This window comes from Prochlorococcus marinus CUG1438, from assembly GCA_017644325.1.
GTDB classification, from domain to species: domain Bacteria; phylum Cyanobacteriota; class Cyanobacteriia; order PCC-6307; family Cyanobiaceae; genus Prochlorococcus_A; species Prochlorococcus_A marinus_AA.
The window spans coordinates 212,641-227,107 of record JAEPLS010000001.1; the positions used below are offsets into that span (position 1 = coordinate 212,641).

At 30.7% G+C, this 14,467-nt stretch carries 13 protein-coding genes; 9 read left to right on the forward strand and 4 right to left on the reverse strand.

Annotation, left to right across the window (positions count from 1 at the left end; all coding sequences use genetic code 11):
• Nucleotides 1-19 precede the first annotated feature (19 nt).
• Genes rplL through JJ847_01310 form a run of 4 tightly spaced genes read left to right on the forward strand, consistent with a single transcriptional unit; the run spans nt 20 to nt 3,497 of the window.
• Nucleotides 20-415: a 50S ribosomal protein L7/L12 gene (gene rplL, locus JJ847_01295; protein ID MBO6959519.1), complete on the forward strand. Its 396-nt coding sequence runs from the start codon at nt 20-22 to the stop codon at nt 413-415.
• 47 nt (nt 416-462) lie between these two features.
• A complete protein-coding gene (rnhA, locus tag JJ847_01300; protein MBO6959520.1) occupies nt 463-1,182 on the forward strand; it encodes a ribonuclease HI in 720 nt (239 codons plus the stop codon).
• Between the two features lie 6 nt (nt 1,183-1,188).
• Nucleotides 1,189-2,358 (forward strand): quinone-dependent dihydroorotate dehydrogenase, encoded by a 1,170-nt coding sequence (locus tag JJ847_01305; protein MBO6959521.1) that lies wholly within the window; start codon nt 1,189-1,191, stop codon nt 2,356-2,358.
• Nucleotides 2,359-2,411: 53 nt separating this feature from the next.
• Complete coding sequence (locus JJ847_01310; protein MBO6959522.1) at nt 2,412-3,497, forward strand: aminotransferase class I/II-fold pyridoxal phosphate-dependent enzyme; 1,086 nt, start codon at nt 2,412-2,414, stop codon at nt 3,495-3,497.
• On the opposite strand, the gene murG is transcribed toward JJ847_01310, so the two are convergent.
• A complete protein-coding gene (murG, locus tag JJ847_01315) occupies nt 3,476-4,567 on the reverse strand; it encodes an undecaprenyldiphospho-muramoylpentapeptide beta-N-acetylglucosaminyltransferase (GenBank protein ID MBO6959523.1) in 1,092 nt (363 codons plus the stop codon). The genes JJ847_01310 and murG overlap by 22 nt on opposite strands.
• A gap of 41 nt (nt 4,568-4,608) precedes the next feature.
• Here murG and JJ847_01320 point away from each other — a divergent pair, with 41 nt between their 5' ends.
• Nucleotides 4,609-5,334, forward strand: a complete 726-nt coding sequence (locus tag JJ847_01320; GenBank protein ID MBO6959524.1) for a hypothetical protein — start codon at nt 4,609-4,611, stop codon at nt 5,332-5,334.
• Nucleotide 5,335: 1 nt separating this feature from the next.
• Here JJ847_01320 and JJ847_01325 read toward each other — a convergent pair whose 3' ends face one another.
• Nucleotides 5,336-6,544 carry a phosphoglycerate kinase gene (locus JJ847_01325; GenBank protein MBO6959525.1) on the reverse strand — a complete coding sequence of 403 codons (1,209 nt, stop codon included), beginning with the start codon at nt 6,542-6,544 and terminating at the stop codon, nt 5,336-5,338.
• A 212-nt stretch (nt 6,545-6,756) separates the two neighbouring features.
• Between JJ847_01325 and ylqF the strand changes: the two genes are divergently transcribed.
• The gene (gene ylqF / locus JJ847_01330; GenBank protein MBO6959526.1) at nt 6,757-7,629 is read left to right on the forward strand and encodes a ribosome biogenesis GTPase YlqF; all 873 of its coding nucleotides are present in this window, start codon (nt 6,757-6,759) and stop codon (nt 7,627-7,629) included.
• Nucleotides 7,620-8,579: an RluA family pseudouridine synthase gene (locus JJ847_01335; GenBank protein MBO6959527.1), complete on the forward strand. Its 960-nt coding sequence runs from the start codon at nt 7,620-7,622 to the stop codon at nt 8,577-8,579. Before ylqF ends, JJ847_01335 begins: the two co-directional genes overlap by 10 nt.
• Here the strand turns inward: JJ847_01335 and JJ847_01340 are convergent.
• Entirely contained in the window at nt 8,572-10,170 is a 1,599-nt protein-coding gene (locus tag JJ847_01340) for an ABC transporter ATP-binding protein (GenBank protein MBO6959528.1), read from the reverse strand. The two genes, JJ847_01335 and JJ847_01340, sit on opposite strands and share 8 nt — an antisense overlap.
• A 55-nt stretch (nt 10,171-10,225) precedes the next feature.
• On the opposite strand from JJ847_01340, the gene JJ847_01345 reads away from it, so the two are divergent.
• Nucleotides 10,226-12,535 carry a bifunctional (p)ppGpp synthetase/guanosine-3',5'-bis(diphosphate) 3'-pyrophosphohydrolase gene (locus JJ847_01345; GenBank protein ID MBO6959529.1) on the forward strand — a complete coding sequence of 770 codons (2,310 nt, stop codon included), beginning with the start codon at nt 10,226-10,228 and terminating at the stop codon, nt 12,533-12,535.
• Between the two features lie 17 nt (nt 12,536-12,552).
• Here the strand turns inward: JJ847_01345 and JJ847_01350 are convergent, their stop codons facing one another.
• Nucleotides 12,553-12,996 carry a DUF2062 domain-containing protein gene (locus JJ847_01350; protein MBO6959530.1) on the reverse strand — a complete coding sequence of 148 codons (444 nt, stop codon included), beginning with the start codon at nt 12,994-12,996 and terminating at the stop codon, nt 12,553-12,555.
• A 66-nt stretch (nt 12,997-13,062) separates the two neighbouring features.
• On the opposite strand from JJ847_01350, the gene mnmE reads away from it, so the two are divergent.
• Nucleotides 13,063-14,445 (forward strand): tRNA uridine-5-carboxymethylaminomethyl(34) synthesis GTPase MnmE, encoded by a 1,383-nt coding sequence (gene mnmE, locus JJ847_01355; protein MBO6959531.1) that lies wholly within the window; start codon nt 13,063-13,065, stop codon nt 14,443-14,445.
• Nucleotides 14,446-14,467 lie beyond the last annotated feature (22 nt).

The following is a 14,467-nucleotide window of genomic DNA, read 5'->3' on the forward strand; positions in this document are numbered from 1 at the left end:
CTAATTAACTTTTAAGAAAATGTCCGCAAAAACTGAAGAAATTCTTGAATCATTAAAATCTCTATCACTTTTAGAAGCATCTGAGCTTGTAAAGCAAATTGAAGAGGTTTTTGGTGTATCTGCTGCAGCTTCTGCAGGTGTAGTAATGGCAGCTCCAGGAGCAGCTGGCGGTGACGCAGATGGTGGTGCTTCTGAAGAAAAAACTGAATTTGATGTAGTTCTCGAAAGCTTTGATGCTGCTGCAAAAATCAAAGTCCTTAAGGTTGTAAGAAATGCAACTGGTCTAGGTCTTGGCGATGCAAAAGCACTTGTTGAATCTGCACCAAAAACAGTAAAAGAAGGAATTGCTAAAGCAGATGCTGAATCTTTAAAGAAAGAGATTGAAGAAGCTGGCGGTAAAGCTACACTTAAGTAAGAGTACATTTTTTCAAGCCGATAACCTTAATATCGGCTTCAAAAATTATGGATAGTGATAGTATTGCGATTGAAGCCGCAACGGATGGAGCTTGCAGTGGTAATCCAGGCCCAGGTGGTTGGGGCGGTTTAATAGTTTTTGACGATAACAGCGAATTAGAAATCGGTGGTTCCGAGCAAAATACTACTAATAATAGAATGGAACTCACTGCGGCTATTAAAACTCTTGAGAAATTAAAAACCTACCAATTAAAAGAGAACTTTAAACTAAGAACTGATAGTAAATATGTCATAGAAGGTTATACAAAATGGATTATTAATTGGAAGAGAAATGGATGGAAAACAAGTTCAGGAAAACCAGTTCAGAATCTTGATCTATGGCAAAAAATTGATCAATTAAGAATTAATGGCCTAATAATGGAATATGTTAAAGGTCATAGCGGGGATAAACAAAATGATAGGGTTGATAAAATTGCAACTAATTACAGCAAAGGTATATCTATAGAAAATAACTTAAAAAAAACAGAATCCTTTGTTGATTTTTTTGAAAAAAATGCACCTATAGAAATTCAAGAATTATTTTCCCGTAATGAATTAATTAAAAAATTTGCAGAAAAAAAGTACCTTTTAAGTTCACCTGAACTAGACACATTATTAGGTGAAGAAAACCACTTAAAGATAAAACAATATTCACTTTTTGAATGGCGTAATTGGAGATTGATTCCTAAAGATAAAAAATATTGGATAATAGAAAAAAGAGAAGCCTAATTTTTTATGAATTTTCAAAAGGGGGTATTTAAAAATCTTTATAAAAACTTGATTACCCCTGTATTAAAAAAAGACTCTGGAATTGATGCAGAATACTTAACAAATTTATCTCTTAGCCTCCTATCATTCAGTTCAAGAAAATATAATTGGCCTGTAGTTTCTTCTATCTTAAAAAATCTAAATAAAGAATTTTCTGTAGTTGATAAAAGATTAACTCAGAACATATGTGGAATAAATTTTTGCAATCCAATTGGTTTAGCTGCGGGTTTTGACAAAAATGGAAATGCCGCAAATATATGGAAAGATTTTGGTTTTGGATTTGCTGAACTTGGAACGGTAACTAAATTTGCTCAGAATGGAAATCCCAAACCAAGGTTATTTAGATTAGCAGAAGAAGAGGCAGCATTAAATAGAATGGGTTTCAATAACAATGGTGCTGAAAATCTAGTTAAAAACTTTGTCGAACAAGGAATTGAGTTTAAAAAAAATAGAAAGAATATTTGTTTAGGGATAAATTTTGGTAAGTCTAAAATTACAGATTTATCTCAAGCAAAAGATGACTATTTAACTTCTCTAAGATTATTAATTCCATATTGTGATTATGCAGCAATAAACGTAAGTTCTCCAAATACTGAAGGACTAAGAAAGTTACAAGATCCAATTCTTCTAAAAGAACTTATTAGAGAAATTAAAAACTTACCCAGTTGTCCACCATTATTTGTCAAAATTGCACCAGATCTAAGCTTTAGAGATATTGAAGATATTTGTCAATTAATAATCGAGGAAAACATCGATGGAATAATTGCGACTAACACCAGCATAGATAGATTAGGTCTTGAAAATAGAAAGATCATGCAAACCGGATTATTACTTTCTGAAGAGAATGGAGGATTAAGTGGCAGGCCTCTACAAAAAAAAGCAAATCAAATAATAAAACATATTCATAATATTGATAAAAAGATTATTTTAATTGGCGTTGGTGGAATAGATAGCCCTGAGTCAGCATGGGAAAGAATTTGTTCTGGAGCATCATTAATTCAACTTTATACAGGATGGATATATAAAGGTCCACAATTAGTACCCGATATACTACAAGGAATAATAAAGCAACTAAATATCCATAAATTATCAAATATAAAAGAGGCCATTGGATCAGATCTAAAATGGATTGAATAAAAAGAAAATAAATAATAAATAAATCGGAACCTAATGATTAAAAAATACTAACCATGCAATCATCAAACCTAAAACATGGGGGGAACGTATATGCAAAAGCAAAGAAATTAAATTTATTACCCTCTGGAATTATTGACGCAAGTGCCTCATTAGTACCCTTTGATCCTCCTCAGATACTAATAGATTCATTAAATGAAGAAATTAAGAATCTTGGGTTTAGATATTACCCCGAGAGAAACCTGAGTGATTTGAAAGAAATAATCGGTAAATTTCATGGAATAAATCCTGAAAATATATTGCCAGGAAATGGAGCTTCTGAGCTAATAACCTGGGCAGGTTATGAAGCATCCAAATTTGGCATCAGTTGCATTCCTTCTCCATCCTTTGTTGATTATGAAAGATCATTAAATTGTTGGAATAGCAATTTCATAAATTGCAAGTTACCAAAAAACTGGGGAAATGTTTTTCCTCAATCATTTCCAATTCATCCTAAAGGTGATGTTATTTGGATAACAAATCCACACAACCCCACCGGCCAATTGTGGGAGAAGAATTCATTAGAAGAAATTATAAAAAAATATAAATTAGTTATCTGTGATGAGGCTTTCTTATCAATAACACCTAATGGAGAAAAGGAATCTTTAATACCATTAACCCAAAAATATGATAATTTATTAGTCTTAAGAAGCTTAACCAAAATCTTCAATATTCCAGGTCTTAGATTAGGTTACATTATTGGTTCATCGAAAAAACTTAAGCAATGGAAAATCAATAGAGATCCTTGGCCTTTAAATTCCTTTGCTATTAAAGCCGGAATTGATCTACTAAGTAATAGGAAATTCTATGAAAAATGGACAAGACAAATTCACCAGTGGATCAATATTGAAAAAGAGAGAGTATGTCAAAAATTATCAAAAATAGAAAACCTTAAAGTTCATAACTCATCAACTAACTTTTTTTTAATAGAAAGTAAAACAACATTGTCGCCAAATATTAAGTACTTAGAAAATAAGGGAATATTGCTTAGAGAATGTACTTCATTTAGATTTCTTGATGAGAAGTGGGCAAGAATAAGTTTGCAGAGTAGGGAAAATAATATTCTTTTATGCAACGAAATTCAGAATTCCTTTAGAAAATAATTAATAAATTTTTTAATCTCAATTTTAGATTTAATTTTATTATTATTTTTCATATTCTTCTTCATAATATCTAAAATTTCATAGCTATTTTTTCCATTTTTTGGTTTTATTTTAAAAATTCTTTCTAAAGTATTTTCAAAAACTTCTTTAGAAATTTTATTTTGATTAATTAAAACTGAGCCTCCACTTTCAGCAAGAATCATTGCATTTTTCTCCTGGTGATTATTTTTAGAATAAGGATATGGAATTAAAATTGAAGGTTTTTCAGTCTCAATTAATTCATTTATTGTTCCTGCACCAGATCGGGATATTACAAGATCACAGTTTTGAATTAAAGCTGCAATTTCGTTAGTAAATTTCTTTTGAACATAATTTTTGAAATTTTTTACTTGAAAGGATTTTTGATTACATTCGCCAATAATATGAACTATCCGAAACTTTTTTTCCATTAAGAATTCAAGAGATTCGTAAATAATTTGATTTATAGCTTTTGCTCCTTGACTACCGCCCATAACAATCAAAAGAGGTCCTTTCCCTTTTGGAACCCATTGTGGCAAAAGATTAGATTTATAGAATTGCTCTCTTAATGGAGTACCAGTGAAAATAATTTTACAATTTTTTAGGTAAACATTTGTTTTCTTAAATCCTAAAAGAACATAGTTACATAAAAAACCAAAATACTTCGTAACCATTCCTGGAATTAAATTTGATTCGTGAATAATAATGGGTATCCTGAGAAGTTTTGAAGCAACAATAGTAGGTGCTGATATATAACCTCCAGTCGTAAAAACTAAATTAACTTTTTTTTCTTTTAAAATCCTAATTATTTTGAAAGTTGACATTAAAATTTCTATATATTGAAACAACAAAAAAATATTTTTTCTTGGAGTCTTTATATTCAAAGTCGTTAAATTATATTTTTTAGGAATAAAATTTGCATCAAGTCTTTTATGCACTCCCAACCAATGAATATTCCATTTATCTTCTACCTCTTTAGAAACTGCTAAAGCTGGGAAAATATGCCCTCCTGTTCCACTAGCTGCAACTAATAAATTATTTTTTTTAGACATAAAGACTTAAATTAGTAGAATGAAATTAACAAATGATAAATATGTTTAATTTAAACTTTTTAAAAAATATAGGAGTTCCTCTCTATTTATTTGTTTATCTCATTTTTCCCTATTCAGCAATAACGGAAACTTTAAAAGTTAATTTTATAAGAAATTTAGAAAACTCTTTAAATGCTCGAGATTTAGAATTTATTAGAAAAAATTTTAGAAATGATGAAAGCCAAAATATCCTAAAAGAATTTTCAAAGATTATTAATAATTTCCCTGACAGCAAATGGAAGATCAAAAAATTAAAACCTACTATTCCAAATAAAACAATCTTGCAAATAAAAGTTTCTGGGGAAAAAATAGTTAATGGAGAGAAACATAAACTCGAATCCAATTTTGATTATTTATTTTCAACAGTAAATGGGAAAATAGATGAAGGGATTATCAAAAATTTATTCACAACAATAAGAAATGATGAAAAGAAAATAGATATTAGTTTTAGCATTCCTGATAAAGTTCTTACTGGTTCAAAATATGATATCGATGTTATTTTAAATAAGCCTCTTGAAGACGTAATTATTGCCGGAGCTATAAAACCCCATCAAGTAAATTCATTTTTTGAACAAGAAATTTTATTGGAACCACTAGCGTCTGGAGGCATTTTTAAAATGACGAGAGCTCCTTCAAAACCAGGGATACAAGTTTGGTCAGGAATCATAGCTCACCCAGAGGGAATTATTACCTTCACAAAGAGTATTGATATTGTTGATAAGTTATAGCCTATGCGTCGTTTAAAGCAGCTACACCTGGTAGAGTTTTACCTTCTAAAAGTTCTAAACTAGCCCCACCTCCAGTAGATATATGAGACATTTTCTCAGCTAATCCAGCTTTCTCTACTGCTGCAACTGAATCTCCGCCACCAATTATTGTACAAACTTCAGAAAAAGCACTTAAGTCCGCAAGAGTTGTAGCGATTGCATTTGTACCTTCTGCGAATTTATCAAATTCGAAAACACCCATCGGTCCATTCCAAATTATTGTCTTACATTCTGCAAGAGCATTCTGAAAAACTTTAATAGAATCTGGACCAATATCAAGACCCATCCAATTACCACTAATTGAATCAATTTGAGATATTTTACTTTCGGCGTCAGGAGAAAATTCATTAGCTAAAACAACATCAGTTGGTAATAATAATTCGACTCCTTTTGATTTTGCTTTTGCCTCTAAATCTTTAGCGAGCTCAAGTTTATCTTCTTCTACTAAGCTCTTTCCTACATCTAGACCTCTAGCTTTATAAAAAGTAAAAATCATACCTCCACCAATCATAATTTTGTCACATTTATCTAGTAAAGAGTCGAGCACTCCGATTTTGCTACTAACCTTTGATCCTCCAACTATTGCTGCCAATGGACGCTTAGGGGAATCTATTGCTCCTTGCAAGTATTTCAATTCTTTTTCTAAAAGGAATCCAGCTACTGAAGGACTTAAATAATTAGTAACACCCTGAGTTGAAGCATGAGCTCTATGAGCGGCACCAAAAGCATCATTTACATACATATCTGCATGAGAGGCTAATTTTTTAGCAAACTCCAGGTCGTTCTTTTCCTCTTCACCAAAAAAACGAACATTTTCAATTAAAAGAACATCTCCATTAGATAAGCTATTTGATTGTGCAATTGCTTCATCACCAATACAACTTTTAGTAAGAGCAACATTTTGGCCCAACAATTCACTTAATCTTGCTGCTACTGGAGTTAATCTCATTTTTTCATTTACCTGACCCTTTGGTCTTCCAAAATGGGCAGCTAAAATAACTTTTGCAGAATTATTAATGAGATATTCAATTGTTGGAATTGCTGCTCTAATGCGTGTATCGTCAGTTATCTTGCCACTTTCATTTAATGGAACATTAAAATCTACTCTTACGAGAACTTTTTTGCCTTCTAAATATGTCTTATCAAGACTGGAAAGAGATAATTTTGACATTAAACAAACTATTTTAATCTTAAGACCCTAACGTTTATTTAGACTTATTGGGTTAAAAAGTAGTAACTGTTACCTATGCCTTAATAAAATTTAAAAATTAACTATGATAAAAAATTTTTAGTTATTTAATTTATACTAAAATTTAGAAGTAAATACTTTTGAAACTAATTAAAGCTTAAAAGCAATACAAAAATTTTATTTATTTTATTGAAGTGGACATACCCAAAATTCAATGGTACCCAGGCCATATCGCAAAAGCAGAAAAAAGATTATCTGAAGTCATCAATAAAGTAGATTTAATTATAGAAGTTAGAGATGCAAGAATCCCAATATCAACGGGGCACCCACATTTAAATAAATGGATCAATAATAAAAAACATATTCTTGTTATTAATAGATCAGACATGATCTCTCCTGACACAATAACTAGTTGGAATAAATGGTTTAATGAAAAAGATCAATATCCGCATTGGTGCGATGCTAAAAGAGGTATAGGTATTAACGAAATTTGTAAATCTGCAAAAGAATCTAGATCATCAATTGATGCTAGAAGGATTTCTAGAGGTATGAAAATAAGGCCAATAAGAGCCCTCACACTTGGTTTTCCAAACGTCGGTAAATCAGCTTTAATTAATAGAATTGCTAAAAAAAGAGTTGTCGATAGTGCTAGGAAAGCTGGAGTGACACGTAATTTGAGATGGATAAAATTAGATAGTGGTATTGATCTACTAGATGCTCCTGGCGTTATACCTCCTAATTTAGAAAATCAAAAATCAGCACTTAACCTTGCACTATGTGACGATATTGGAGAGGCTGCTTATGAAATCGAGAGTGTCGCAATTGAATTTATCAAAATTATGTCCACTCTAAACAAAGATAAAAATGCAAATATCTCGGCAAAACAAATATCTAATAGATATGGAGTTGATATTGTAAAAGGCTTTGAGAGTCCTTCTGTTTGGATCGATGAAGCAGCTTCAAAACATACCTCAGGCGATAAAAGAAGAATGTCTCATAAATTATTGGAAGATTATAGAAATCAAATGCTTGGTAAAATTGCTTTAGAAGTCCCTCCATGGAATTAGATAATAAAAATTCTTTTGGCATTGGAGAAGGTGAACTTATAGAAATTATTTATGACCTACCTCTTCCTATGAGACTAGATAGATGGTTGGTAAGTAAAAGGCCAGAACAAAGTAGAGCAAGAATTCAACATTTTATCAATTCAGGCTTAGTACTTGTAAACTACAAGACTGCGAAAGCAAAGACCCCATTAAAAAATGGCGACAATGTTCAAATCTGGATGCCTCCTCCAGAACCTCTTGTATATTTGAAACCTGAAAAAATGGATTTAGAAATCCTTTTTGAAGACGAACATATTATAGTAATTAATAAACAATCAGGACTAATTGTTCATCCAGCCCCAGGACACAAATCAGGAACTCTAGTCAATGGATTACTTTTTCACTGTAATGATCTTCCTGGAATTAATGGGAAACTAAGACCTGGTATTGTTCACAGATTAGATAAAGATACCTCCGGATGTATGGTGGTTGCAAAAAGCCAAGAGGCATTAGTAAATCTCCAGAAACAAATTAAAGAAAAAATAGCATCACGCGAATATATTGCAGTAATTCATGGAGCACCTAATTCTGAAGAAGGCCAAATAGTGGGACACATTGGTAGAGATAAATTCAATAGATTTAAATATAAAGTAGTTGAAGAAGCTTCAGGAAGATATGCCTGTACTTATTGGAAATTAAAAGAAAGATTAGGTAATTACTCATTAATGAATTTCAAATTAGATACTGGTAGAACGCATCAAATAAGAGTTCACTGCGCTCATATTAATCATCCTATTGTGGGTGATCCTTTATATGGAAGATGCAAAAAACTTCCATGTAAATTAGAGGGCCAAGCATTACATGCTTTTAAGCTTGGCCTCATACATCCAATCAATGGCAAAGAAATGATATTTGAAGCAGAATTGCCATTAGATTTTCAAAAATTACTAAACGTTCTTAAATCTAAATAAGATTTAAAGAAGAATTTAGAAGAGATTTTGTATAGGTGTTTTTAGTTTTAGTGAATATTGTAGAGCTTTCTCCTTCATCAACTATCTTTCCTTGATTCATTACTAGCATTCTATTACAAAATCTTTTAGCAATACCTAAATCATGTGTGATAAAGATAATGGTTAAACCCATTTTTTCTTGCAAGACTCTTAGTAATTCAAGAATTTCTATTTTTACTGAAGCATCTAACATATTAACGCTCTCATCACAAATCAAAATTTTTGGTTTCAACAATAGAGCTCTGGCTAATGAAATTCTTTGCAATTGGCCACCAGATAATTGGCTAGGATAAGAATTTAAAAATTCACTCTTAAAAGGAAGACTTAAATTTCTAAACATTAATTTTATTTCTTTTTCAATTTTTCTTTTATCTGAAATTTTTTGAATAAAAAATATATCTTCCAAAATATTTTTTATTGTCATTTTCGGATTCAAACTTGAAAAAGGATCTTGAAAAATAATTTGCACATTATTGTTCTTTGTAAAAAATTTATTTTTTTTCGATGAATAATTTTTATCATAAATTTTTATTTCACCACCTCTTAATTTCAAAAGTCCAATCAAAGCCCTACATAATGTACTTTTACCACTACCTGAAGAACCAACTATTCCAAGAGTCTCATTCTTATATAATTTAAAGCTAACTTCATTTAAAGCCTTATTCCATTTATTTATAAAAATTGAAGAATTTAATTTATACCAATATCTTAAGTTATTTACCTCTAGCAGTACCTCATCTCGAACATTATTTTTAGAGTTTGATTCTAATATTATTTTTGAGGAATTTACTAACTTTATCCCGATATCTGATTTTGGAGATTGGAAAATATCTAATATATTTCCTTTTTCAACAATCGATCCCTTTTCAATTATTGCAACTTTTTTACACCACTTTGCTGCAAGATTAATATCGTGACTAATTAAAATTAAAGTAGTATCGAATTCGTTACATAACTGAATTATTTCTTTCATAATTTCAAAACTTGTTATGCAATCTAGGCTTGTTGTAGGTTCATCAGCTATTAGTAATTTAGGTTTTAAAGCAAGAGCCATTGCTATAGAAACTCTCTGTCTCATTCCACCGCTAAATTGATGCGGGAAAGAATCAAGTCTGCTTTCTTCAATTCCTACTTTTTGAAAAACTTCTTTTACTAATTTTTTTATAAGTAAAGATGATTTAGTTTGATCATGAGTTTTAAACAATTCATATAAATGATCCCCAACTCTCATAAGTGGATTAAGTTTTTTTATAGAATCTTGATAGATAAATCCAAAATTTTTTCTTCTAAATAATTGTGCTTCTTTGTTACTTATGTTTCTAGGATCGACACTAGAAATGGATAAATACCCTTTAGAAGTGGCCTTATCAGGCAATATATTTACTAATGTTTTTGCAAAAGTAGTCTTTCCACATCCAGAGGGTCCTATTATGGCCAAATGATCTCCTTTATCTATTTCAAGATTAAAATTTTTAATGATAGGTTGCTGTTTTAAACCATATTTAACAGTAAGATTTTTAACTACAAGAATTTTTTCTTTATTTATTTCCATGATTTTATAGCAAATTTTTCTAGACCTAAATAAAATACATCTAAAGCAATATAAAATGTCTGAGGCAGCTGCAAATTCAAAAGAAATAAACGAAATTGAAGTTTCCAAAACTATTTTGCCTGAAAATAAAAAATATGAAAGTGAATCTTTGAATTATCAAATAAAAATACCCGATTGGCTTCTTAACGATATTAATAATTTTGAAAAATCAAATAAACAAAATGATGATAATCAAAACCTTATAGTAAAGGCTTTTAAACTTGCTTATAAGGCTCATGATGGACAATTCCGTGCGAGTGGCGAACCATACATCATCCACCCAGTTGCCGTAGCAAATCTCCTCAAAGAAATAGGCGCTAGTTCATCTGTTATTGCTGCAGGACTTTTACATGATGTTGTTGAAGATACTGGCGTTGATTTATCTGAAATAGAAACAAATTTTGGATTAGAAGTAAAAATACTTGTGGAGGGTGTAACAAAATTAGGAGGTATTCATTTTAATAACAGGACTGAAGCACAAGCTGAAAATCTTAGAAAAATGTTTATGGCTATGGCTAGTGATATCAGAGTTGTTTTAGTAAAACTGGCAGATCGACTTCATAACATGAGAACAATTGAATGGTTAAATGATGAGAGAAAAAAAAGAATAGCAAGAGAAACAAGAGAGATTTATGCACCTTTAGCTAATCGATTAGGAATAAATAGATTTAAATGGGAATTAGAAGATTTAGCTTTTAAATTTCTTGAACCTAAAGAATATCAAGATCTAAAAGATCAAATTGCTGTCAAAAGGAGTGATAGAGAAAAAAGATTAAAAGTAACCCTGAATCTTATTAAAGAAAATTTAGTCGCAGCAGGTTTAAAAAACTTTGAAATAACTGGAAGACCAAAACATCTTTATGGCATCTGGAGTAAAATGGAAAGACAGCAAAAACAGTTTCATGAAATTTATGATGTTGCTGCTCTAAGAATTATCGTTGATAATTCAGATAGTTGTTATAGAGCTTTAGCAGTTGTACATGATACTTTCAAACCAATTCCAGGCAGATTTAAAGATTATATAGGTTTACCAAAACCCAATGGATATCAGTCTTTACATACTTCAGTAATTGGTAGACATCGACCTATTGAAGTACAAATTAGAACTACTTCTATGCATCAAATAGCAGAATATGGAATTGCTGCTCATTGGCAATATAAAGAGGGTGGTTCTCCTGCTAAAAGCAATGCTGAAAGATTTAATTGGCTAAGACAACTAGTTGAATGGCAACAAGAAGGTAGCGAGGGTGATCATAATGATTATTTAGCTTCAATTAAAGAAGATTTATTTGATGAAGAAGTATTTGTAATTACTCCGAAAGGAGACGTTGTTGGTTTAAGAAAAGGATCTACCGCAATAGATTTCGCCTACAGAATTCATTCTGAAGTTGGAAATCACTGTAATGGAATAAGAATTAATGAAAAGCTTTCTCCATTATCTACAGCACTTCAAAATGGTGACTTCATAGAAATTTTGACAAATAATAATGCCACTCCAAGCTTGGATTGGCTTAACTTTGTAGTTACGCCAACTGCTAAAAATAGAATCCGCCAATGGTATAAGAAAAGCCATAGGGATGAGACGATTAAAAGAGGCAGAGATTTACTCGAAAAAGAAGTCGGTCGAAATGGTTTTGAAACATTACTTTCTAGTGATGCTATGAAAAAAGTTGCGAATCGATGCAATTTAAAAAATACTGAAGACCTTCTTGCATCACTTGGTTTTGGTGGTTTAACTTTACATCAAGTATTAAACAGACTTAGAGAAGAAATTAAATTACAGACAGAGGATATTAAAAGTGATTCTGATTCTGAAATAGCAAAATCTCTTAAAAGTAATAGTAATTTATCCACCAATAAACCTTATACAACTACTAAATCACCAATTTCCGGGATAGAAGGTCTTGATTACAGAATAGGTAAATGCTGTACCCCACTTCCAGGCGAGGATATTATCGGAACTGTCTCGCTAGGCAACCACGGTATAACCATACATAGGGCGGATTGCGAAAATGTTATGCCAATTCCAATAGAGAGAAGATTACCTGTTGGTTGGAATCAAGATAATAAAACTGGCGATAATAAGTTCCCAATTCAACTTCGAATAGAAGTAATTGATAGAGTTGGAGTCCTGAAAGATATTCTTATGCGTTTATCTGATAAAGGTATAAATGTTAGTGATGCCAATGTTAAAACTGCTTATGGCAAACCAGCTATTATCAATCTCTGCGTAGGTCTAGAAAGTTATAATCAACTTCACAAAACAATTGACCAAATTAAATCAATGGCAGATGTTTTAGATATAGCCAGAGTTGGACAAGGTTAATTTAAAATCATAACAATCTACTTTTTAAGTTTTATCTTATAGATAAAAAAAACAATACTGCCGCAAATTAAAGCTAATAAAAACCCAACACAAGAAGAACCTAAAAGTAATTTTAAAGAAAAAATTCTACCTTGTTTCCATAATTCATCAATAACCAAACTTTTTTCAATAATTTCATTAGAGGAAGTATTAAAAAAAATCGAACCAACTTTATAATTAAGATAATAAAGCGGAATATAAGTAAATGGGTTGCTGATCCAGGTACCAATTGCAGCTAGAACAATATTTCCCTTTGCTAATTTCGCAAAAAAAACCCCTATTAGGGTCTGAAACCCAAAAAAAGGAAAGCAACCACTAAAAACACCTATAGCTAAACCTTTGGCATTAAAGAAAGGACTTCCATTCTGATTCCTAAATAATGTTAGAATTTTCTTATAGGTAATATCTCTTTTAAATCTCATTCAGAAAGAAAAATTCAAAATTAAATTCTTGATAATCTTACTTAATTATCTATAACAAAGCGAGAGATGGATTCGATAGTTACTTCAGAGGATACGATAGCTGCAATTGCTTCAGCTATAAGTATAGGGAAAGGAGGAGTTGCAATAATAAGAGTATCAGGGAAAGACTCAATAAATTCTTGCAAAAAGATTGTCAAAACTAAATCAAAATATGCATGGGAATCACATAGAGTTTTTCATGGTTTTATTCAGGAAAATAAACAAAATAAATTTATAGATGAGGTTTTAATTTTGGTGATGAAATCACCAAATAGCTTTACAGGAGAGGATGTAGTTGAACTCCATTGCCATGGAGGAATTATCTTGGTCAACAAAGTTCTCAAGACATTATTATCAAGTGATTCTAGAGTTAGACTTGCAAATCCAGGAGAATTTAGTCAAAGAGCTTTTCTGAATGGGAAAATAGACCTTACACAAGCCGAGTCAATTAATCAATTAATTAACTCAAGCAATATCAGATCAGCAGAGTTAGCTTTTAGCGGGGTTCAAGGAGAAATAAAGAAAAAAATTGATGATATTAAGTATGATCTTATTAATCAACTTTGTGAGATAGAAGCGAGAGTTGATTTTGAAGAAGACTTCACATCTTTTGATTACGCCAAATATCTCAAAAACATTAAAAAAGTGAAAAAAAAAATAGAGTCGCTCATAGAGAATTCAAAAAGAAATTCATATATTCATAATGGGATATCCATTGCGCTTATAGGTAAGACAAATGTTGGCAAAAGTTCTTTACTAAATTTGCTTGCAAAAAAAGAGAAAGCAATCGTAACTAATATTCATGGAACGACAAGAGATGTAATTGAAGTGAATTTAACTATTAATGAGATCCCAATGAAAATAATTGATACTGCTGGAATAAGAGAAACTAATGAACAAATTGAAAATATTGGAATTAAAAAAAGTTTTGGAAAAATTAAAGAGTCAGATTTTATAATTTATATTTATAGTCTTGAAGAAGGATTTAATGAAGAAGACAAAAAAATAATAAAAGAAATCCCCAAAGAAAAATTAATTACTCTTGTGGGTAATAAAAAAGATTTAATTGATTCTAAAAATATTAATTCAAATGAGTTAAAAAACACAATTTTAATGAGCATTAAGAATAATGATGGTGAAGGATTATTAATCGACACAATCATAAAAAAATGCGGATTAAAACAATTAGAAAATATCAATATATTCTTAAACGAAAGACACCTAATGAATTTATCTGCTTGCCTATCTAATTTAAATGATACTGATGAAATAGTTAAAAATAGATTACCTTTTGATTTGTTATCAATAGAACTTAGAGATGGTATTCAAAACTTATCTAAAATAACTGGTCAAGAATTAACAGAGGAGCTTCTAGATAATATTTTTTCTAAGTTTTGTATTGGTAAATAAATTTGAGTTAAATTACATAGTG

Bases quoted from the DNA above. Each gene is read 5' to 3' on its own strand.
- rplL (MBO6959519.1), top strand. From the start codon at position 20: ATGTCCGCAAAAACTGAAGAAATTCTTGAATCATTAAAATCTCTATCA.
- rnhA (MBO6959520.1), top strand. From the start codon at position 463: ATGGATAGTGATAGTATTGCGATTGAAGCCGCAACGGATGGAGCTTGC.
- JJ847_01305 (MBO6959521.1), top strand. From the start codon at position 1,189: ATGAATTTTCAAAAGGGGGTATTTAAAAATCTTTATAAAAACTTGATT.
- JJ847_01310 (MBO6959522.1), top strand. From the start codon at position 2,412: ATGCAATCATCAAACCTAAAACATGGGGGGAACGTATATGCAAAAGCA.
- murG (MBO6959523.1), bottom strand. From the start codon at position 4,567: ATGTCTAAAAAAAATAATTTATTAGTTGCAGCTAGTGGAACAGGAGGG.
- JJ847_01320 (MBO6959524.1), top strand. From the start codon at position 4,609: ATGTTTAATTTAAACTTTTTAAAAAATATAGGAGTTCCTCTCTATTTA.
- JJ847_01325 (MBO6959525.1), bottom strand. From the start codon at position 6,544: ATGTCAAAATTATCTCTTTCCAGTCTTGATAAGACATATTTAGAAGGC.
- JJ847_01335 (MBO6959527.1), top strand. From the start codon at position 7,620: ATGGAATTAGATAATAAAAATTCTTTTGGCATTGGAGAAGGTGAACTT.
- JJ847_01340 (MBO6959528.1), bottom strand. From the start codon at position 10,170: ATGGAAATAAATAAAGAAAAAATTCTTGTAGTTAAAAATCTTACTGTT.
- JJ847_01345 (MBO6959529.1), top strand. From the start codon at position 10,226: ATGTCTGAGGCAGCTGCAAATTCAAAAGAAATAAACGAAATTGAAGTT.
- JJ847_01350 (MBO6959530.1), bottom strand. From the start codon at position 12,996: ATGAGATTTAAAAGAGATATTACCTATAAGAAAATTCTAACATTATTT.
- mnmE (MBO6959531.1), top strand. From the start codon at position 13,063: ATGGATTCGATAGTTACTTCAGAGGATACGATAGCTGCAATTGCTTCA.